Below are 21,145 nucleotides of genomic sequence, written 5' to 3' on the forward strand. Positions count from 1 at the left end.
CCACGAGGACGCCGACCACGAGCACGAGCTCGACTGCGGCGCCGAGGCCGCCTGTGGTCCCGGCCACTGCCACGACCACTCGGCTCACTGAGAAGACACGTCCGGGCGGGCCGGCGCTTGGCCCGCCCGGACGCGTGTCTCGTCAGGCCGGGCGGGCGCTCTTGGGGCGCATGTCCGTCCAGACCTCCTCGATGTGGGCCAGGCACTCCTCCCGGGTGCCCTCGAAACCGTCCGGGTGCCAGCCGTCGGGGATCTCCCGTCCGGCGGGCCAGAGGGAGTACTGCTCCTCGTCGTTGCGGACGACCAGGTGGGTCACGACGTGCTCCTTGCGGTGATGAGGGTGTGCGTGGGGGAACGGGTCAGATCGGTTCGGGTGACGTCGGCGGCGCCCGCCTCGCGGAGCCAGCCCTCCAGTTCGCCCGCCGTGTAGAGGCGGCCTCCCTGGGTGAGCCACAGGTTCAGCGCGAAGCCCTCGGTGAAAGCCTGGTCGGCCACGCCGCCGCGCGGGGTCGTGGTGGTCTCCAGGATGTGGACGTCCGCTCCCGACGCCACCGCCTCGTGCACCAGGCCGCGGGCGCGGTCGCGGGAGAAGCCGTGGACGACGTTGAACAGCAGCACGTGGTCGTAGCCCGTCAGCGTCAGCGGCTCCGACAGGTCGGCCGCCACGAGCGGGACCGCGCTGGGCGTGCCCGGCAGGTCGACGACCACCGCGTCGAGGCCGGGGACGGCGTCCAGGAACGCCTTGGCGAAGACGCCGTGGCCGCCGCCGACGTCGGCCAGCCGGCCGGGGGTCATCGGGACCAGGCCGACGACCTCTTCGGCGAGCCAGCCCGCCAGGCCCGACTGCAGCCGGTGGAAGACCGCCAGCGGCTCGGGGCGCGACGACAACCAGTGGTAGAAGTCGGCGCGGGGGCGGCCGGTGGCCAGGCCGTCGTACAGGTCGCGCCAGAACTCGCCGACGATGGCGGCCCACAGGCGGATCGGGGTGTCCCAGCCGGAGCCGGTCCACATCGGCGAGGCCGTGTAGACGTCGTCGGCGCGGACGAGGTAGCCCGTCGTGGTCAGCAGGTCGAGCAGGAGGGCCAGGCCCTCCTCGTCGGCGCCGGTCGCCTTGGCCAGTCCGGCGGCCGTGCCGGGGAGCGCGTCGAAGACGCCCAGCCGGGCGGCCGCGTCGGCGGCGTACAGGGACATCGCGCCGATCAGGTCGGTCGACGGGCCGGGGTCATGCGGTGGCAACGGCATCGGGCACCTCCTCGGTCTCCTTCGGGGCGGGTTCGCGCAGGAACAGCACCCGTACCGCGACCAGCAGCAGGATCACGGCGTCGGCCAGGATGACGAGCGCGATGCCGCGGCCCTCGCCGGTGCCGATCAGCGAACCCGCCGTCGAGGCGAGCGCGCCGTCGGGCCGCATCAGCGGGCCGGCCACGTGCTCGGCCAGCGGACCGGCGAGCAGGTACGCGAACGGGGAGGCGATGCCGCCGATCGAGTGCACCGTGCCGAGCACCCGGCCGAGGCTGTCGGGTTCGATGCCCGACTGCAGCACCGCGTTGCCCGATCCCTGCACGACCGGCAGCGTGAACAGGAACGCCGCCGCCGCGAACGCGACCACCCACGGGTCGGGCCGAACGGTGTGCAGGACCAGGAACAGCGACCCGAGGAGCATGAACACGCCCATGCCCCGGACGCGCTTCTTCGGCCCGCCCCACACGCCCATCACCAGGCCGCCGAGGAACACCCCCGACCCGCCTGCGAACATCAGCGCGCCCAGCACGGCCGGCGACCCGAACGACAGGATCAGCGGCTGCACCAGCACCCCGGCCACGGCGAAGCAGAAGTTGTACGCCGTGAACGTCAGCGTCAGCGACATCAGGTCGCGCCGCCGCCGCAGGTAGTGCCAGCCGTACGACAGGTCGGCCAGCGGGGCCCTGGCCGATCCGGCCCCGGGGGCCTTCACCACCGAGGCGGGCAGCTTCACCACCAGCAGCGTGGTCACCGCCAGCGCGAACGTGACCAGGTCGAGCACCAGCACGCCGGTCATCCCGATCGCGCCGAGCAGCGCCCCGGCCGCCAGCGGGGCGGCGATCTGGGTGGCCACGGTGATCTGCATGAGGCCGTTGGCGCGGGCGAGGTGGCGTTCGGGGATGAGCAGCGGGGTCATCGCCTGGTACGTCGTCATGTGCAGGGTGCCGCAGACCGCGCCCACCAGCGAGCCGATGCAGATGTGCCACACCTGCAGCGCGTCGTTGTAGAGCAGCAGCGCCTGCACGCCGGTGCTGGCCGCCACGACGCAGTCGCTGATGATCAGGACGCGGCGGCGGTCGAACCGGTCGACGATCACCCCGGCGAACGGGCCGACCAGGATCGCGGGCAGCAGCCCCGACAACATGACCAGCGCGAACAGGGTGGTCGACTGGGTGTTCTGGTAGACCCAGACGCCGAGCACGAAGCCCGTCAGGCTCGATCCGACGCCGGAGACCAGCGACGACAACCAGACGATGCCGAATCTCACGAGGTCAGGCACATCGCCTCCACGTAACGCCGGATGAGCGCCCGGTCGGCGGGCGGGCAGGTGATCCCGGCGGCGGCCAGCGCCTTCCGGGTGCGCGAGCAGTCGAACCGCGGCCGGGGGAAGACCGGCCGCTCCTCGGGCAGTTCGCTGACGAACGCCGCGAGCGGCAGGTCGGGCAGCCCGTCGTGGACGGCCGCCCGCCACTCGGGCCAGGCCACCAGCCGCACCCCGAGGGCCTCGGCGATCTCCGCGTAGCCGATCGTCGCCTCGTTGAAGTAGTGGTGGTCCTCCCCCGCGCCGTGCAGCACGTGGTGGACGATGCCGTCGGCGACGTGGTCGACCGGGGAGACGTCCTCGTCGTAGGGCATGTCGGGGGCCATGCCGAGCCGGATCATGGTGGCGAGCAGGCGGCTGAAGTAGTCGCCGTCGTTGCCCCAGCCGGTCTGGCTGTCGCCGCCGATCCGGGCCGGGCGGTGGATCGAGACCGGGACGCCGCGCTCCCGCGCCCGCGCGGCGAGCCGGTCGGCGACCCACTTGGTCTGGTTGTAGCCGCCGCCCAGGCCGGTCGGGTCCTCCGGCACGTCGGCCTCGGTGATCCGGCGGTTCTGGTACGCCTTCCCCAGGTGGACCCCGAGCGTCGAGACGTGGTGGACGGGCACGCCTCCGCCGAGCGCCGCCAGCCGCAGCACCTCCAGGGTGCCGCCGACGTTGACGTCCTTCAGCCGGTGGTACGGCTCCGCGAAGTTGATCTGACCGCCGTTGTGGCAGATGACGTCGACCCGGTCGGCGAGCTCACGGAACTCCTGCTCCGACAGCCCGAAGCGGGGCGCCCCGAGGTCGCCGGGGATGCCCACGACCCGGGCCTCCGGCAGCCCCTGCGCGGCCAGCGCGGCCCGCACCCGCGCCTCGGCGGCGGCCGGGTCGTCGGCCCTGACCAGGCACAGCAGCTCGGAGACGGGGGCCAGCCGGGCGGCGAGGTGCGCCCCGAGGAAACCGGTCGCGCCGGTGAGCAGCACCGTGACGCCCGACCGCTCCCTCGGGACGGTCACCCGGACGTCGTCGGGCAGCACCGCCTCGGCGAGCAGGTCGGGTTCGCCGGAGGTCGCGTGGGTGCCCTCGATCGTGGCGGCGAGCTCGGCCAGGTCGGCGGTCTCGAACAGGGCGCGCAGCGGGAGGGCGACGCCGAGCCGGTCCTTCAGCGCCGCCAGCACCCGGGCCGCGAGCAGCGAGTGACCGCCGAGTTCGAAGAAGTTGTCGCGCCGCCCGACCCGCCGGTCGCCCGCGACGACGGCCGACCAGACGTCGGCGACCGCCTGTTCCGCCGGGGTGCGCGGGGCCTCGTACGGGGCCGAGACCGTGACCTCGGGCAGGGCGGCGGTGTCGACCTTGCCGTGGCTGGTGCGGGGCACCGTCTCCAGCGGCACGAACACGTCGGGCACGAGGTAGTCGGGCAGCCGTTCCCGCAGGTGGGCCCGGAGGTCCGGCTCCCCGGCGACGAACGCGACCAGCCGGTCGCCGACGGAGGTCACGTGGGCGTCGCGCACGCCGGGGTGCGCGGTCAGCGCCGCCTCGACCTCGCCCGGTTCGATGCGGTGGCCGCGCACCTTGAGCTGGCGGTCCTTGCGCCCGGCGAACTCGAAGCTGCCGTCGAGCCGCCGCCGGACCAGGTCGCCGGTCCGGTACATGCGCGCGCCCGGCGCCCCTGAGAACGGGTCGGGCACGAACCGGTCGGCGGTCATCGCCGGTTGCCCGAGGTAACCCCAGGCCAGGCAGTCGCCCGCGAGGTGCAGTTCGCCGTAGACGTTGTCGGGGGCGAGACCGCCGTGACCGTCCACGACGTGGGCCCGCACGTGCGGCAGCTCGGTCCCGATGGGCAGGTGCAGCAGGCCGGCGGGCTCGGCGGCCGTGTGCGTGGTCGCGCACACCGTCGCCTCGGTCGGGCCGTAGTGGTTGACCAGCGGGGTGCCGGTCGCGGCCAGCCAGGTCTCCAGCGCCGACGCGGGCACCGACTCGCCGCCGACCATCATCAGCCGGACCGGCCAGTCGACCTTGCGCCCGGCCAGCTCGTCGGCCCAGCGACGCCAGAGCGAGGCCGCCGTGTCGACGGCGGTGATGCCGTGGCGCTCGACGAAGGCCAGCAGGGCGTCCGCGTCGAGGCGGGCCGGTTCGTCGTGCAGGACCAGCGCGCCGCCGGTGGAGAGCACCGGGAACAGGTCGCCGACCGACGCGTCGAAGGTGAGCGGCGGGATCATCAGCACCCGGTCGGCGGCGGTGAAGCCGTGCGCGTCCACGAAGGCCTGCGTGAATCTCCGCAGGGAGTCGCGGCCGACAGCGACGCCCTTGGGCGTGCCGGTCGAACCGGAGGTGAAGATGACGTACGCCAGCGAACCCGGCTCCACCGGAGCGTGGTCGCGCGGGTGGAAGCCGTCGTGGTCGACGACGCCCACGGCGTTGGCCGCCGCCAGCAGCTGTTCCGTCCTCTCGTCAGGGTGGGCGGGGTCGAGCGGCAGGTAGGCGCAGCCCGCCCGCAGGATGCCCGCGATGGCGGCGACGGCGTCGGGCCCCGCGGGCAGGCGCACCCCGACGACGCTGCCCTGTGCGGCTCCGGCCAGCGGCGCCTCCACCTCGGCGGCCCGGCGCAGCAGCTCGCGGTAGGTCACGGTCTCGGCGTCGGTGATCACCGCGGGTTCGTCGGACGGCCGGATCTCCCACTCCGGCGCGTCGAAGGGCGCCGCGCGGGCGGAGCTGGTCTGGAGCGGGACGTCCCAGATGCCCTGGTCGGCGTCGTCGACGGTCGCGCGCAGGACGGCGACCATGTGGTGGCCGATCGCGTCGACCGACTCGGCGTCGAACAGGTCGGTCGCGTAGTCGATGTCGACGCCGCCGCCCTCGACCACGACTGTCAGGTCGAACCGCGCCGGGGGCGACGACAACGCGTAGGCCCGGCCGGTCAGCCCCGGCGCGACCTCGATCGCCCCGCCGGGCTCCCCGGTCACCAGCATCACCTGGAAGATCGGGTTGTGGCTGAGGTCGCGCCGCCCGCCGGTCAGCTCGACGACCGAGTCGAACGGCAGCGTGCGGTGGTCGAGCGCGGTCATGGTCGTCTCGCGGGCGAGCCGGACCACCTGCCGCAGCGTCGGGTTCCCGGTCAGCCGGGTGCGCAGCGCGACCGTGTTGACGAACATGCCGGCCGTGCGCTCGAGCTCGGGCAGCTCGCGGTCGCTGACCGGGGTGCCGACCACGACGTCGTCGGTGTCGGCCATCCGGGCCAGCACGACGTTCAGCGCGGCCAGCACGACCATGAACGAGGTGGTCCGGTTGGCCTGCGCCCACGCCCGCAGCTCGGCGGCGAAGCCGTCGGGGTAGACGACCGAGCGGCGCGCGCCGTCGAAGGTCGGCCGGGCCGGGCGCGGCCGGTCGAGCGGCAGGTCGAGCAGCCCGCTGACGCCGTCGAGCCGCTCCTTCCAGAAGGCCCGGTCGGCCGCGCCGGTGTCGCGGGTCGCCAGCCAGGCCGCGTAGTCGGGATACTGCGCCTGTACGGGCGGCAGGCGCTCCCCCCGGTAGAGGGCGTACAGCTCGTCGAACAGGATGCCGGTGGTCTCGCCGTCGCACACGATGTGGTGCCAGCACATCGCCAGCACGTGGCCGTCGCCGTGCGGGATGACCAGGACGCGCATCAGCGGGGCGGCGGCGAGGTCGAATCCGTACGAGAGGAACTGCTCGATGGTGCCCTCGGTGAAGAAGGGCACCTCGACCTCGTCGAGGACGTGCTGGTAGGGCACCCCGTCGCGGACCACGATCGCGGTGCGCAGGGACTCGTGCCGGGCCGCCAGCGCGTCGATCGCGCGGCGCAGGCGCGGCACGTCGAGGTCGCCGGTCAGCTCGTGCGCCGCCCAGCACAGGTAGCGGTCGCCGTCGAAACCGGCCTGGTCGAGGAACCACAGGCGTTCCTGCGACGGGGCCAGCGGCGCGTCGGCGTCCGGGGCGCGGCGCGGGATCCCCGACCGCTGGGCCGCGACCCGCGCCATGCGTTCGGACAGTCGGCTCACGAGGGCACCACGTCTCGCAGGTGGGCCGGGATCCGGTCGCCGAAGATGGCGCGGTACGCCGACACGTGCTGGTCGCGCGAGGTCAGGAACGGCAGGTCGGTGCTGACCATGTGCCGCACGACCAGCATCGGGACCGGCGCCTCCAGCGGGCGAAGCAGCGGGTTCCACAGGCCGCCCTTGTCGGGCGGGCCGTCGTGGAACTCGCCGACCATGACCCCGGCGGGCACGTGCCGGTCCTTGAGGATCTCCTGGGCGGCGTCGATCAGGTCGAGCCGGCGGCCCGCGTCGGGGAACAGCACCAGCACGGCCGTGTGCATCGAGTCGGCGATCGACCGGGGGGCGAGTTCGCCGAACCACTGGCGGTAGGGCTCGACGGCGGCGACCACCTCCTCGACGGTCTCGGGCCGCCCGGGGCGGATGGCGAGCAGGAACCGGCCGCGGTCGATGGAGCCCTGGGCGTACGGGCAGACCGGGCCCCGGCGGCCGAGTTCCGGGTGGGGGCGGCACAGGTACTCGCGCGCCCAGGCGGTCACCGTGCGGAGCTGGCGGATGTACATGGCGCCCAGCGGGTGGAGGGGTCGTCCGCTCTCGACGTCCTTGACGTCGAAGAGGCGTAAGGTCGGCTCGTCGGGGTGGGTGATCACTTCGGGTGCCTCCTGTCGCGGCGCCAGAGGAGGGCGGCCGCCAGCCCCACGGCCGCCGTCATCCCTCCCGCGCGGACGATCCGGTCCTGCGTTCGCGCACGCCGCAGCGCCTCGCCGTACGGCATGGTGGTGTGGCTGACCATCGTGTAGAGCGGTCGCCACATGTCGGGCAGCAGCCGGCTGAGCACGGTGTCCACCTGCTTGCGGGCCAGGTGGAGCGGGGAGCGCAGCCGGTCGCGGAGTTCCAGGAAGTTGTCGGCCGACAGGTCGGCGAGCACGTCGGTGTGCGGTTTCCTGCGCCGCTGGTACGCGGCGAACGCCGCGCCGAGGTCGCCGGGACGGGCCTCGACGCACTCGGCGAGGACGACGCAGTCCTCGAACGCCGAGTTCATGCCCTGCCCGTAGAAGGGGTAGACGGCGTGGCAGGCGTCGCCGATCAGCACCGCGCGGCCGTCCTCGTGCCACTTCGAGGTGCGCACCGTCACCAGGTGGCCGACCGGGTTGCGGGCCAGCTGCCCCGCCAGGTCGGGCAGGTCGGCGGCCGGGAGCACGCTCTTGACGAACGCCGCCAGGTCGGGCCGGGCGAGGTCGTGGTGGTCCATGAACAACGTGCAGGTCAGCGACCCGTCGACGTTGGGGTGGGCGACCATCAGGCCCTGGTCGCCGGGCCAGACGTGCAGCGCCTCCAGCCGTTCGGTGTGCGGCAGGTGCAGTTCCTTGTAGCCCCACGGCAGGAACTCCTGCCGGAAGTCGGCCGGCCGGCCGCGCAGGAGTTCGGCACGGACCGCGGAGAACGCTCCATCGGCGCCGACGATCACATCAGGGGTGATCGTCTCGCCGCCCGCCCGGAACGACGGGGCGTCCCGGTCGACGTCGGTGACCGGGGTGCCGAAGAAGAACCGCACTCCTTCGAGCTTCTCTGCGTGCTCGACCAGCGTCCTGCTGAGCGCGTCGCGCCGGATCGAGTGGAGGATCTCGCCGGGGTCGCGCCCGTACGGGTGGAAGAACGGCCGCCCCTCCCTCGGGTGGACGTACCGGCCGCGCATCGGGACGGTGTGGGTGCGCACCGAGTCCCACAACCCGGCCTTGCGGAGCGCGCCGATGCCCCGGGCCGACAGGCCCAGGTTGATCGACCGGCCCTCGTCGGGCGGCGCGACCCGGGGGTCGGCCCGGCGTTCGTAGACGTCGACGCGGTGGCCCTGCCCGGCCAGGTACACGGCCAGCAGCGAACCTGCCAGCCCCGCACCGACCACCGCGAAATGGATGTTCAGGTCGTCGCGCATCAGCGCTCGGCCTCCTCCAGGATCTCGTCGACCGCGGCCGCGAACTCGGCGACCGTACGGCTGGCGAACAGGGTGCGCACCGGGACGACCAGGTCGACGGCCCGGCGGATGCGCGCCACCACGCGGGTGGCGAGCAGCGAGTGCCCCCCGAGGGCGAAGAAGTCGTCGGCGGCCCCCACGCGGGGCACCCCGAGCACTTCGCCGAATATCTGTGCGACCAGCTCCTCGGCGTCGGTCCGGGGGGCGACGTACGCCTCTCCGGCCACGCGGGGGGCGGGCAGCGCCGTGCGGTCGAGCTTGCCGTTCCGGGTCAGCGGCAGCTCGGGCAGCGGGACGATGTGGCCCGGCACCAGGTGCTCGGGCAGGGTGCGCCGCAGGTGGGCGCGGAGCTCGGCCTCGTCGGGGTCGCCCGTGACGTAGGCGGCCAGCGAGCCGTCGAGCGCGATCACGGCGGCGCTGCGGACCGAGGGGAAGGCGGTCAGCGCGGCCTCGACCTCGGCGGGCTCGATGCGCACGCCCCTGATCTTGACCTGGTCGTCGAGGCGGCCCAGGAACTCCAGTTCCCCGTCGGCCCGGACGCGGGCGCGGTCGCCGGTGAGGTAGCGGCGGCCGTTCGGCGCGGGCACGAACCGTTCGGCGGTCAGCCGCGGCCGGTTCAGGTAGCCCCATGCGACGCCCGCGCCGCCGATGGCGAGTTCGCCGGGCACGCCGGGCGGGACCTCGCGGCCGGCGGAGTCGAGCACGGCGACCGTGGTGCCCGCGATCGGGCGGCCGATCGACGGCTTGCCGTCGCCGAGGTCGGCGGCCGTGGCGATGACGGTGGCCTCGGTGGGGCCGTAGGTGTTGACCAGCCGGACCCGATCGCCGAAACGGCTGCGCCAGCGCTTGACCGCCGAGGCCGCGACGGGGTCTCCGCCGAGGATGACGAGCCGAAGATTCGGCGGCCAGGCGATCTCGTCGATCTCCTCGACGAGGGCATGCCAAAAGGAGGTCGGCAAATCGAGCACGGTTACTCGGGCCCCTTCGGAAGTGGTCAGGAAATCCGGCAGGGTGCGCCCGCCATTGGGCAGCATCACGACCGTAGCCCCCGCTTCCAAGGATGGGAAGATCTCTTCCACGTGGGCGTCGAATCCCAGCTCGGAAAACTGCGCCACACGGTCGCCGGGCTGCAGGTCATAGGCCATGCGCATCCAGGAAACGCGTTCCGATACGCATTGACGATCGATCATGACGCCTTTCGGCAGACCGGTTGACCCCGATGTGTAAAGCACATACGCGGGTAAGGAATGGTCGGGGATTTCTGTCAGAATGGCCCCACTCAAATCCCCGGGACGCACGGCCGCAATTCCATCGGCGGTGACCGTCTCGGTCACCAGAATGCGCGCGCCGGCGTCGTGGAGCAAGGTCGAAATGCGCGCGGCGGGAAAGGCCGGATCGACCGGCAGATAGGCGGCCCCGGCCCGCCAGACGGCCAGCAGGACCGGCACCAGGTCGAGGGTGCGCCCGAGGGCGACGCCCACGACGTCGCCGGGCCGCACCCCGCGCGCGGCCAGCCCGGCGGCCATCGTCGCGACGCGTTCGCCCAGTTCCCGGTAGGTGAGCTCGACGCCGTCGCAGGCGACGGCCGGGGAGCCGGGGTCGACCTCGGGCGGCGGGTCGATCTCGGGCTCCGGCGGGGTCGTCGCGGTGTCCAGCTCGCAGAAGAGGTCGAGGTCGCCGCATCGTTCGCGGGGGCGCGAAGCGATGTCGTACAGGAGAGCCTGGAACCGATGCGCGAAGCGCTCGGCCGTCGCGTGGTCGAAGCGGCCCCGGTCGTAGGTGAGGACCAGCCCGGTCTCGGCCGGGCCCTGGTAGACGTCGAGGGACAGGTCGCACTTGGCCGAGGCGAGGCCCGAGTCGTAGATCTCGACGTCGAGGTCGCCCAGGCGGGGGCGTTCGGTGGTGGTCCGGGTGTACTGGAACATCGCCTGGAAGCGCACCCCGCCGGGCACGTCGCCGTGGTCGAACGAGCGCAGCACGGCGCCCCGCGCGCGGCGCAGCGCCTCGGTGAACGGCGGGTCGTCGCCCAGGTCGGCGCGGAGCATGGCCAGGCCGGTGAAGTAGCCGATCAGGGGCTCGGTGTCGACGCGGTCGCGGCCCAGCACCGGCACCGCGACGCAGACGTCGTGCTGGGCGGCGTGCCGGGCCAGGAACACCTGGAAGGCGGCCAGCAGCACCATGAACAGGGTGCCGCGCTCCGCCCTGGCGAGCGCCGCCAGCCCGCCGACCAGGTCGGACGGCAGGGTCGCGAAGATCTGGCCGCCCTCGCCGGTCGCGCGGGGCCGGTCGCCGGGCAGGTCGAGGACCGGCAGGCAGCGCAGCTCTTCGGCCCAGTAGCCGGGATGGGAACGCTCGCCGCGCGCGACGTGGTCGGCGAAGGTGATCGGCAGCGGCGGGAGCGTGCCGCCCCGGTAGAGCACGTCGAGCTCGCGCAGCAGCACGTCGACCGACCAGCCGTCGGCCGCGATGTGGTGGACGACCAGGCAGAGCACGTGGTCGTCGGGGGCGACCTTGATCAGGGTGAACCGGGCGACCGGCCCGGCGGCCAGGTCGAACGGCCGGTTGGCGCGTTCGGCCACGGCCGCCAAGGGGTCGCCGGTCTCGATCCGCTCCAGCGCCGGCCCGGCCGGGGTGACCAGCCTGACCGGGTCGCCGTCGTCGTTCTCGGCGTACCGGCCGCGCAGCACGTCGTGCCGCAGGGTGATCGCGGCGAGCGCGGCCTCCAGCGCCGCGTCGTCGAGGCGGCCCCTGATCCGCAGCGCGACCGGCATGTTGTACGACGCGTCGGCCGGGTCGAGGCGCTGCAGGAACCAGAGCCGCCGCTGCCCGGCCGACAGCGCAGTCACAAGTCAGCCCGGCGATCGGCCACGTCGGCGGCGATCCCGGCCACGGTCGGCACGTCGAAGAACACGTAGAACGGCACGTCGACGCCGAGCCGGTCGTGGATGCGGGCGGCGATCCGGGCGATCGTCAGCGAGTGGCCGCCGAGCTCGAACAGGCTCTCGTCGTCGCCGATGTGGTCGAGCCCGAGGACCTCCTCCCAGATCTCCCGCACGACCTCGGCCGTCTCGTCCCCCGCTTGGTGGACCTCCTCCTGCGTGAGCACGGGAGCGGGCAGGGCGGCCCGGTCGAGCTTGCCGTTCGGGGTCAGCGGCATCCGGTCGAGCGCCACGAAGGCGCTCGGCACCATGTAGGCGGGCAGCACCCGCGCCGCCTCCCGCCGCAGGTCGCCGGCGGCCCCGACCGTGTAGGCGACGAGCTCCTCGTCGTGTACGGCCACCGCCGCCTCCCTGGCGTGCCCGAGCAGCACGGCCTCGATCTCGCCGAGCTCGATGCGGTGCCCCCGGACCTTGACCTGGTCGTCGGTCCGCCCGAGGAACTCCAGCCCGCTGTCCCTGACCCTGACCCGGTCGCCGGTCCGGTACATGCGCGCCCCGGCGTCGCCGTACGGGCACGGCAGGAACCGTTCGGCCGTCAGCGCCGGCCGGCCGAGATAGCCGCGGGCCAGCCCGGCACCGGTGATGTGCAACTCCCCCGGCACCCCGGTCGGCACCGGCCGCAGGTCGTCGTCGAGCACCAGCAGCCCGGTCGCCGCCAGCGGCCCGCCGATCGAGATCCGCGCGGGGTCGGGCGGCACCTCGGCGATGGCCGACCAGATCGTCGTCTCGGTCGGCCCGTAGACGTTGAACAACCGCGCCACCTTGGGCCGCAGCCGCGCCGCCAGCGGCAACGGCAGCGCCTCCCCGCCGACCAGGGCGGTGACGGGCGCCTCGAACCCGGCGTCGGCCAGCAACCGCCAGGTCGACGGCGTGGCCTGGACGTGCGTGACGCCGTGGGCCGACACCAGCGCCCGCAGCGCTTCGCCGTCGCCGGCCTGCGCCTCGGTCGCCACGACCACCCGGCCGCCGGTGATCAGCGGCAACCACAGTTCGAGCCCGGAGATGTCGAACGACAACGACGTGACGGCCAGCCAGGTCGCCGAAGGGCCCGACCGGGTCTCGTCGCGGATCGACAGCAGCAGGTTCGTCAGCGCGGCGTGCCCGACCTCGACCCCCTTGGGCCGCCCGGTCGACCCGGAGGTGTAGATGACATAGGCCCGGTCACCGGGTGGTTCGTTCTCGCGGGTGGCGGGCTCGTTCCCTTCGAGGGGGACTCTGACCGGGCCTCTCAGGTCGGTGTTCGCGTCGGCCAGCAGGGCGCTCGCGCCGCTGTCGGACAGCACGTAGGCGAGCCGTTCGGCCGGGTAGGCCGGGTCGAGCGGCAGGTAGGAGGCGCCCGCCCGCCAGATGCCGAGCACGCCCGCGACCAGCCGCTCCGACCGCGCCGCCGAGACGGCCACCAGGTCGCCGGGGCGGACCCCGGCCTTCCCGAGACGGGCCGCGACGGCGTCGGCCTCGGCCATCAGCTCGCGGTAGGTGAGCGCCCGGTCGCCGATGACGGCCACGGAGTCCGGGGTCCGGGTGGCCTGGGCCGCCACCAGGTCGGGCACGGCCGCCGCGTCCGGGTGGGCCCGGGGGGACCACAGGCCCGGCGGGTCCTCGGCCACCGGCAGCGCGGCCAGCGGCGTCGCCGGGTCGTCGGTGACGTGCCGGAGCACGTCGAGCAGGTGGGCGGCGACGCGTTCGGCGTCCGGGCGCGGCATCGACGCGGGCGGGAACTGGAGCATCACGCCGAGCCCGTCGGGCCCGTCGACCAGGTGGAACCGCAGGGCGTTGCGGGCGACGTGGTTGAACGCCACCCATCTCACCTCGGCCCGCAGCCCGGGGAACTCGGGGGGCGCGATGCGCCGCCGGTAGGTGAGGGAGACCGGGGCCAGCGCGATGCCGGGCCGGGTGCCGGGGGCGGCCCGGCCGAGGGGCACCTCGCGCACCCGGTAGAGCTCGCGCAGCCCCGCCCGGATCTGGCGGGCGTGGTCGGTGAAGGCCGTCTCGGGCCGGGGGTCCGACGCGAACGGCAGTTCGTTGACGTGGACGCCGATGCGCTCGCCCGATTCGGCCTGGCGGGTGCCGAGGTCGAGGGCGGTGACCGGTTGACGGTTGCCGTACCGGAACAGGAGCGCGTGCACCGAGGCCACGACCAGCTCGAACCGGGTCACCCCCAGCTGGGCGGCGGCCTTCTCGAGGATCGGCTCGGTCAGGAGGAACTCGACCGCCTCCCCCGGCTGCACCGCGTCGTCGGGCCGGTCGAGCCCCGGCAGCACCACGTCGGGGAACTCGGTCGGCCGCCCCGACCAGTAGGCCCGCGCGGCCGGCAACCCTTCGGCGACCCGGCGCGCCTCGGCGGCGACGTCGAACGGTTCCGGCGCCTCGACCGGGACCGCCTGCCCGTAGAGGCGGGCCAGGTCGGCGACGAAGACGTCGGTCGACTGCCCGTCGAAGACCAGGTGGTGGGCCACGACCAGCAGCTCGTGCTCGGCCGGGCCGAGCCGGAACAGCGTGATCCGGGTCAGCGGCCCGGCGGCCAGGTCGAACGGCCGCAGGATCGCCTCCTTCTCGGCCCCGGCTAATCGGTCGGGATCGGTCTCGACGACCTCGAAGGGCACCGGCGGCCCCTCGACCTGGTAGGGAGCGCCGCCCTCCTCGCGGACGGCCGCCCGCAGGGCGGGATGCAGGGTGACCACGCCCGCGCAGGCGTGGCGCAGCGCGTCCACATCGAGGTCACCGGAGAACCGGATCGCGAAAGGCATGTGGTGGACGGCCCCCGCGCCGCCGAGACGTTCGTTGAACCAGATGCCGCTCTGCGGCACCGAAAGTGGTACTCGTGACATTACCTGCCCCAACGCTTCGCTTATTTCGTGAGTATGACCAGAAATTGCATTCACTTGCTAGATACTTGTGAGGATTCGTCTGGTCTGATTTACTCCCCTTCCAGCCGTCTGCCGGACGCGGAAGAGGTGGGCCCATGACCGCGACCCTCCCCCACTTACTTCGAGCGAGGGCGGTCGAACAACCGGACAGAACCGCCCTGATCAGCACAGACGGGCGAGAGCTGACGTTCGGCGAATGGGACGCGAAAGCCGGCTCCGGGGCCTGCGCCCTGCTCGGCAAGGGCTTGCAACGAGGCGATCGGGTCGGCCTGCTCTTCGATAACGATCGATGGGTCGATTTCGCCATCACGTGCATGGCGGTCTTGCGCGCTGGCGGCGTGGCCGTTCCACTGTCCGCGCGGCAGTCGGCGGCCGCCCTGAAGGTGATGACCGACGACTGCGGGGCACGGTGGGTGCTGACCGAGGCGCCGTCGGGCGCGGGGGTGCCCGACGTCGACCTCTCCCCTCAGGATCCCGCCCAGATCCTCTACACCTCGGGCACCACGGGGCAGCCGAAGGGCGTCATGGCCACCCACGCCAACCTGGCCTGGGGCCACGCCGAGCGTCCGCCGTTCCGGGCGTTCGGCCACTCGGCGCACTTCCTGCACGCGTTCCCGATCGGCACCAACGCCGGGCAGATGATGCTGGTCAACACCCTGACAGCACATCCGACGGCGGTGGCGGCGGCCCGCTTCGACGCGGCCGAATTCTGCGGCCTGATCGAGAAGTTCCGCGCCGGGACGGTCTTCGTGGTGCCCGCGATGGCGACCGAACTCCTCGACTCCGGGGCCTGGCGCGCCCACGACCTGTCGAGCGTGATTCTGCTGAGCTCCTCGGCCGACGCGTTGCCGCCGAGGGTGGCGGCCGGCCTGCCGGACGTCTTTCCCCGGGCCACGATCGTTAACTACTACACGTCGACCGAGGCGGTCCCCGCGCAGACGACGATGATCGTCGACCCCCGCCGTCCCGACTCGGTCGGGCGGGCGACCAGCCGCGGCGACCTGATGATCGCCGACGAGGAGGGCACGCCCGTTTCCCCGGGCGAGGTCGGCGAGGTGTGGCTGCGCGCTCCGGCCTCCGCTCAGCGGACCTACTACGGCGACCCGGGGACCAGCGCGAAGACCTTTCGGGACGGCTGGACCCGGATGGGCGACCTCGGCCGTCTCGACGGTGACGGGTATCTCTACCTCGTCGGCCGGGAGAGCGACGTCGTGAAGTCGGGCGGGCTCAAGATCTCACTGCCACAGGTGGAGACGGCGATCCGGGAACACCCGTGGGTCGCCGACGCAGCCGTGATCGGCCTACCCCACGCCACGATGGGGCAGATGATCGCCGCAGCGGTGGTCCGAAAACAGGCACAAACAGAGAAGCCATGTGCGCGCGACACCGCCGGGGAAACCCTCAAACCCGCCGACCACACGGTGCCAGAGAGTTCCGTCGACACCGCATCAGCATCTTCGACTTTTACCGACACTGCGGCGGAGACATCAGCGTCTGGCGACACCGCTCTGGAAACCCCGGGATCCGGCGATGACGCCCCCAAAGGTTGGATACTCGGCGACGCCGCACTGGAGGCTTCTAAGTCTGGTGGCCATGTTTCCGAAGAGCCTGTGTCCGGTGGTGATGTTCTGACCGCCGATCGGTTGCGGGCTTTTCTGCATCAGCGGCTGGCGCGTAATGAGGTGCCGTCGCGTTATGTCTTCGTCGACGCGCTGCCGCGGAACGAGCTCGGGAAGGTCGTCAAGGCTGAGGTTCGGGCGTTGTTCGCCGCCGCCAAGCCTGCCGGGCGGCCGTTGGAGTCCGCGGAGGAGCGGGCCCTTGCCCGGTTGTGGACGGGTGTGCTCGGGGTGCCCATCACCAGCGCGGACGACGACTTCTTCGCCCTCGGCGGGGACTCCCTCCGGGCCGCCCAGCTCGCCGCGCGGGTGGCCGAGAAGTTCGGGGTTCCCGTCGAGGGGACGTTCGCGTTCGACCGGCCCTCGCTGGGTCGGCAGGCCGCGCAGATCCGGGACGCGGTCGCCACCGTCTCCAACGGCGGTGACGTGGTGCTGGAGGACGGCGCCCTCTCCGGAGTGCAAGCCCACTGGTGGCGGTGGATGCACGCCTCCGGAGAGCGGCGCCACATGCCGCCCGTCCATGTCGCGGTGCGGGTCCCGGACGGGCTCGACCTCGGGGTGCTGAGGCGGGCGGTGGCGGAGCTGGTCCGGCGGCACGACAGCCTGCGGACGGTCTTCCGGCATCCCGGCGTCGGAGTGGTCGCGTCGGTGGAGGTGCCGATCGGCGTCCACCAGCGGGAGAACGAGGAGGAGGCGGCGCTGCTGGCGGCCGAGCGGGTGCGGGCGCCGTTCGACGTCGAGGGCGGGCCGCTGCTCCGGGTCGAGGTCATCGAGTTGCCGACGGGGTGTGTGCTCGTCGTGTCCGTCCACCACCTGGTCTTCGACGGCGGGTCGGCCACGGTGCTGCTGCGGGAGCTCGGCGTGCTCTACTCGGCCTTCCGGCACGGCGCGCCGTCGCCGCTGCCGCCGGCGGTCTCCTACGGCGACGTCGTCGCATGGGAACGCCTCGAATGGACGCGGCACCGCCCCTGGTGGGAGGCCGTCCTGGACGACGCTCCTGCGTCGCTGGAACGGCTCCCCGGTCGGGCCCGGGACGTGCGGCGCTACCTGGCCGACGCGCATCGTTTCCCGGTTCCGGACGTCCGGGAACTGGCCCGCTCCCGGGGGGCCACGGTGTCGATGACGCTGGCGGCGGCCTGGGCGCTGACCCTCGGCGCGTGGGCGCGGGCCCCCGAGCTCGTGCTCGCCACCCCGGTCAGCGGGCGGTCGAAGCCCGGGTTCGAGAACGCGGTCGGCTGCCTGTTCCGGTGGAACCTCATCACCGTGCCGGGCACGGGCGCGCTGCCCGACGTGGTCGACCACGTGAGGCGGGAGTCGCTCGCGGCCTCCGAGCGGCAGTTCCACGACTGGGGGCACCTGCACGCGGCGGTGCCGTTCCCGGCGTACTTCCGGTTCGAGAGCTGGGGTCACCCGGCCCACCTGCCGGGGGTGCCGTCGGAGGAGTTCGACGTCCCGGCCGGGCCGATCATGGAGTGGACGCTGCCCGACGACGACCCCGACCTGCACCCGCCGGAAATCCTGATCAGCGAGTCGCACGACGGGACGCTGCGCGGCCAGCTCATCTACAACCGGCACGCCTATGAAGCAGCCGCCATCGCCGACCTGGCCGCCGACTTCGTCCGGCGCGTCACCTGATCACAGCCGCGCCTCCGGCGTGGCCGGGCACCCGGCTCTGGTCGTCCAGGCCGGAGGGCGTGGTCCCGGGCGATGGCCTCCAGGCAGGGGCACTCTTCGGACCTTCGCAGAGTTCCTTCTTCGCACTGGGTGCGGCGTCAGAGTGTGAAGAGGAGCACGAAGTATGTGCCTGGAGACAGCGTCCATCCGCACCAGAACGGCAGAGTCGTCGGCGACCGGGTGGTTGTCGAGACGACGATGACTCTGAGCACGCCGACCACCAGGAACCCCAACGGCACCAGAACATGAGGATCGGTAGCACTCCGAGGCTGAACGTCAGGAAGAAGACGGGGATGGCCACGGCAACGTAGAGAGCGAGAGCCGCGCCGGCACCGAGCAGGCCCCGCCACAGATAGCTTGCCGACTGATTCACGATCGGATCATCCTTGGGCCTGCCGGTGACGACAAGCACAGAGGAAGCATGTGGAGCGCACGGCGACCAGGCGAGCATGGGTGCGGCGGCGGTAAGAGGTGGACGAAATCGGGATGATGCACCACCGCCGCACGATCCGGCCTGCACGGTTTTTGCCGACCTGGTGTCAGCGGTGGATCAGGCCCAGGACTGCCATGCGAGGGGCCGTCGTCGCAGCTCGGCGTTCAGCCGGAGAAGAGGTTCGGTGATGCCGGCATCCGTCACCCAGGTTCACCGTCAGCCGTCGTAACCCGCGGTGCCCCGGTCGGTTGAGATCATCCCGCTGGCGTCACCGATGGCCGTGGCAGCATCGGCATGGGACGTTCTCGTTGCGGTGCGGGTGGAACAGCCGGATTTCGCGGACACGATCCGCCTGCAGGAAGTTCATCCAGATGACGGTGGGCGGGCAGTCATAACGGTCATCAGGCGGGGTGATGAGGCTGTTCTCCCAGATGACCACGTCACGGCCGATCACCACGTTCGCGGAATTCTGCCGCACGCCGGCCTCGAGTTCGCGGTCCATCGTCTTCAGCAGCCAGTCGATGCCCTGGACGCGTTTGCGCTTCATCGTGGTGACCTCCACCTCGGGCGAGCAGAGGTTCGTCAGCGCCTCCGCGAACCTGCCGCGCCGGGCGGCCCGCAGCGTTTCCTCCGCCTCCTGGCGGCACCTCTTCTCCTGGACGGCCACGTCGTCGTGAGCCAGGCTCGCCGTCGTCAGCAGCGCCTCCGACAGTTTGGCCCGCGCCTGGCTGAGCCGGCTCCGCACCGTCCCGACCGGGATGTCGCACAGGTGGGCGATGTGCTCGTAGGCGGAGGCCGCGGTGAAGTAGCGCAACATCGTCACCAGACGCAGGCGGGGCGACAACTCGCCGAGGGCGTGCCAGACCCAGTCGCGTAGGGCGTGATCATCCAGCAGTTCCTCCACATTGGGCTCGCCGCGGGTCGAGATCAGTACCTCGACGTTCTCGACGGGTATCGACGTCGTAGCGCGAAACCGCATCCGGCAGGAGTTGCGCACGATCGCTCTCAGCCACGGCGCCAGGGCGGCGGGATCACGAAGCTCCCCGATACGGCGCAACACGATCAGAGCGGCGTCCTGAAAGGCGTCATCGGCGTCGGGGCCGCATCCGAGCATGCTCAACGCCACCGCCCGCATGTCCGCCTGGTGCCTGGCCAGCAGCAGACCGAGCGAGCCGACATCGCCGGATTGGGCTCCATGAACGAGATCGACGTCTGTGACTATGGCGTCCCCCATGCCATCGAGGCTAATGACACGAAATGGCCGCGGCGGACGTCCCATAATCCCGCTGCACCGGCGGGGAGACAGGATTCCCAGCCATCACCCCACGTCAGAGGCGATTCTGCGCGCAGGGCAGGTGACGGGGTTCCTGCCCGAGTAGGGAAAAGTACGCACTCAGGCGACCGAAACCGTGCGAATCGCCATGCACGAGCTCGCCGACTGCGCGGTCGGCATTGCGGCCTGACCCAAGCTGACACCGCTCTGCACGGCGACCGCTGCGACTGCGGGATTCGCGACGCTCCCCGTACCGACCGAGCAGAGGATCGAACTTTCCGTCCAGTGGGCGCATCTTGTCTGGGACCCGCGCACGCAGATGAGCGGTACGGGCCACCGGTGGCCGGACGTACAGAGAACAGGAAGATCACAGAAGGCGGGGATGGATGAACCTCAGAAACGCCCTCGGCACGGTCGCGCTGATCTCCATGGCGTCGGCGCCCGCCGGTACGGCCTCCGCCTCCGCTTCGAAGCTCGCCGGCCCCTCCCATCCAGCCCGACTGGAATTACGAGGATGACTCGTGTTCCAGCATCACTCTCAGCGCCCAGAACAGCACCCGGTACGTCTCCGCCGAATGGGCCTGCTCCGGGCACGCGCCGACTCCGTCGGGGTCTGGGAGAGGTTCTGGGTCGACCGCGCCCTCTACTGATCACGCCCGCTCACCCGCCGGGCAGCAGGTGAGAAGTCCTCGTTTCACCTCCTGCCCGGCCGCGGCGCTGGGGCACGTCCGTGCCATCAGCGGCCGCCGATCTGTCTGACCGATACGAAAGCAGGTGACCATGGCCGAGATGCTCGCAGCCCGGCTCCACATCCCCTCCCGCGAGTTGCGCATGGAGAAGGTACCGGTGCCCGAGCCCGGTCCCGGGCAGGTCAGGGTCGAGGTGCGTGCGGCGGGTGTGTGCCTGTCCGACGTGCACCTCGCCGACGGCACGCTCACACCCTTGCTGCTGAAAGGCGAGGTGGTGACGCTGGGCCACGAGGTGGCCGGCGTGGTGGACGCCCTCGGCGCGGGTGTGACCGACTGGGCCGCGGGCGACCGGGTCGTGCTGCAGGCCTTCGACAGGGACCGGCACGGCGTCTCCCAGACCCGGGGCGTCGACTACGACGGCGGCTACGCCCAGTACACGCTGGCCACCACCCGCTCACTGGTGCCGATCCCCGGCAGCCTGTCGTTCGAGCAGGCGTGCGTCATCCCCGACGCCGTCTCCACGCCGTGGGCGGCCGTGACCGTCACGGCGGCCACGCGTCCGGGTGACGCGGTGGCGGTCTGGGGCGTCGGCGGGCTCGGCACGCACGCGGTACAGCTGCTGCGCCTCATCGGCGCGGCCCCGGTGATCGCGATCGATCCTCTTCCGGCGGCCAGGGAGCGGGCGCTCAGGTTCGGCGCCGACGACGCGCTCGACCCGGCCGACCCCGGGCTGCCCGACACCGTCCGCAGACTGACCGGCGGCCTGGGACTGGACGTCGCCTTCGACTTCGCCGGCATCGGTCCGGTTCGCGAGCAGGCCCTGTCGCTGCTCGGCAAGGGCGGGCGGCTGATCGTGGCCGGGCTGGCCGGCGAGCCGCTGGCCCTGCCCAGCGACATCGCGCTGGCCTACTTCGGCCAGTCGGTGCGCGGCCACTTCGGCTCGCATCCGGAACACGTGCCGCAACTGGTCAAGCTGGCCGTGCGCGGGCGGCTCGACCTGACCGCGTCGATCAGCGACGTCCTGCCGCTGTCGCAGGCTCCGGCCGCTCTCGACCGGCTGGCTCGCAAGGAAGGCGACCCGATCCGCCTCGTCCTGCGCCCTTGACCGGTGCGGAGGCGGTGCGCCCCGG

11 protein-coding genes are annotated in these 21,145 nt (G+C 72.4%); 2 read left to right on the top strand and 9 right to left on the bottom strand.

Annotated features, from left to right (window positions below; translation table 11 throughout):
* Nucleotides 1-142: 142 nt before the first annotated feature.
* From AW274_RS21420 to AW274_RS21455, 8 genes are read right to left on the bottom strand one after another with little or no spacing between them, the layout of a single operon-like run.
* The gene (locus AW274_RS21420; RefSeq protein WP_062341273.1) at nt 143-316 is read right to left on the bottom strand and encodes an MbtH family protein; all 174 of its coding nucleotides are present in this window, start codon (nt 314-316) and stop codon (nt 143-145) included.
* Complete coding sequence (locus AW274_RS21425; protein WP_062435431.1) at nt 313-1,242, bottom strand: methyltransferase; 930 nt, start codon at nt 1,240-1,242, stop codon at nt 313-315. Before AW274_RS21425 ends, AW274_RS21420 begins: the two co-directional genes overlap by 4 nt.
* Nucleotides 1,223-2,521, bottom strand: a complete 1,299-nt coding sequence (locus tag AW274_RS21430) for an MFS transporter (RefSeq protein ID WP_062435434.1) — start codon at nt 2,519-2,521, stop codon at nt 1,223-1,225. Before AW274_RS21430 ends, AW274_RS21425 begins: the two co-directional genes overlap by 20 nt.
* Nucleotides 2,506-6,558: a non-ribosomal peptide synthetase gene (locus AW274_RS21435; protein ID WP_157520625.1), complete on the bottom strand. Its 4,053-nt coding sequence runs from the start codon at nt 6,556-6,558 to the stop codon at nt 2,506-2,508. Before AW274_RS21435 ends, AW274_RS21430 begins: the two co-directional genes overlap by 16 nt.
* Complete coding sequence (locus tag AW274_RS21440; RefSeq protein ID WP_062435439.1) at nt 6,555-7,202, bottom strand: DUF6875 domain-containing protein; 648 nt, start codon at nt 7,200-7,202, stop codon at nt 6,555-6,557. The genes AW274_RS21435 and AW274_RS21440 overlap by 4 nt, the downstream gene beginning before the upstream one ends.
* A complete protein-coding gene (locus AW274_RS21445) occupies nt 7,199-8,485 on the bottom strand; it encodes an FAD-dependent oxidoreductase (protein ID WP_062435443.1) in 1,287 nt (428 codons plus the stop codon). The genes AW274_RS21440 and AW274_RS21445 overlap by 4 nt, the downstream gene beginning before the upstream one ends.
* Nucleotides 8,485-11,370: a non-ribosomal peptide synthetase gene (locus AW274_RS21450; RefSeq protein ID WP_062435446.1), complete on the bottom strand. Its 2,886-nt coding sequence runs from the start codon at nt 11,368-11,370 to the stop codon at nt 8,485-8,487. Before AW274_RS21450 ends, AW274_RS21445 begins: the two co-directional genes overlap by 1 nt.
* On the bottom strand, nt 11,367-14,291 hold the full coding sequence (locus AW274_RS21455; protein WP_062435449.1) for a non-ribosomal peptide synthetase: 2,925 nt from the start codon (nt 14,289-14,291) through the stop codon (nt 11,367-11,369). The genes AW274_RS21450 and AW274_RS21455 overlap by 4 nt, the downstream gene beginning before the upstream one ends.
* Before the next feature lie 134 nt (nt 14,292-14,425).
* On the opposite strand from AW274_RS21455, the gene AW274_RS21460 reads away from it, so the two are divergent.
* Nucleotides 14,426-17,581 (top strand): AMP-binding protein, encoded by a 3,156-nt coding sequence (locus tag AW274_RS21460; RefSeq protein WP_062435452.1) that lies wholly within the window; start codon nt 14,426-14,428, stop codon nt 17,579-17,581.
* Between the two features lie 740 nt (nt 17,582-18,321).
* Here the strand turns inward: AW274_RS21460 and AW274_RS21465 are convergent.
* A complete protein-coding gene (locus AW274_RS21465) occupies nt 18,322-19,332 on the bottom strand; it encodes an RNA polymerase sigma factor (protein ID WP_198169347.1) in 1,011 nt (336 codons plus the stop codon).
* Between the two features lie 774 nt (nt 19,333-20,106).
* On the opposite strand from AW274_RS21465, the gene AW274_RS21470 reads away from it, so the two are divergent.
* Nucleotides 20,107-21,120 carry a zinc-binding dehydrogenase gene (locus AW274_RS21470; RefSeq protein WP_062436180.1) on the top strand — a complete coding sequence of 338 codons (1,014 nt, stop codon included), beginning with the start codon at nt 20,107-20,109 and terminating at the stop codon, nt 21,118-21,120.
* Nucleotides 21,121-21,145: the final 25 nt, after the last annotated feature.

The sequence above is a fragment of the Herbidospora daliensis genome (assembly GCF_001570585.1).
Lineage (GTDB): Bacteria > Actinomycetota > Actinomycetes > Streptosporangiales > Streptosporangiaceae > Herbidospora > Herbidospora daliensis.

Bases quoted from the DNA above. Each gene is read 5' to 3' on its own strand.
- AW274_RS21425 (WP_062435431.1), bottom strand. From the start codon at position 1,242: ATGCCGTTGCCACCGCATGACCCCGGCCCGTCGACCGACCTGATCGGC.
- AW274_RS21445 (WP_062435443.1), bottom strand. From the start codon at position 8,485: ATGCGCGACGACCTGAACATCCATTTCGCGGTGGTCGGTGCGGGGCTG.
- AW274_RS21455 (WP_062435449.1), bottom strand. From the start codon at position 14,291: ATGTCACGAGTACCACTTTCGGTGCCGCAGAGCGGCATCTGGTTCAAC.
- AW274_RS21460 (WP_062435452.1), top strand. From the start codon at position 14,426: ATGACCGCGACCCTCCCCCACTTACTTCGAGCGAGGGCGGTCGAACAA.
- AW274_RS21465 (WP_198169347.1), bottom strand. From the start codon at position 19,332: ATGGGACGTCCGCCGCGGCCATTTCGTGTCATTAGCCTCGATGGCATG.
- AW274_RS21470 (WP_062436180.1), top strand. From the start codon at position 20,107: ATGGCCGAGATGCTCGCAGCCCGGCTCCACATCCCCTCCCGCGAGTTG.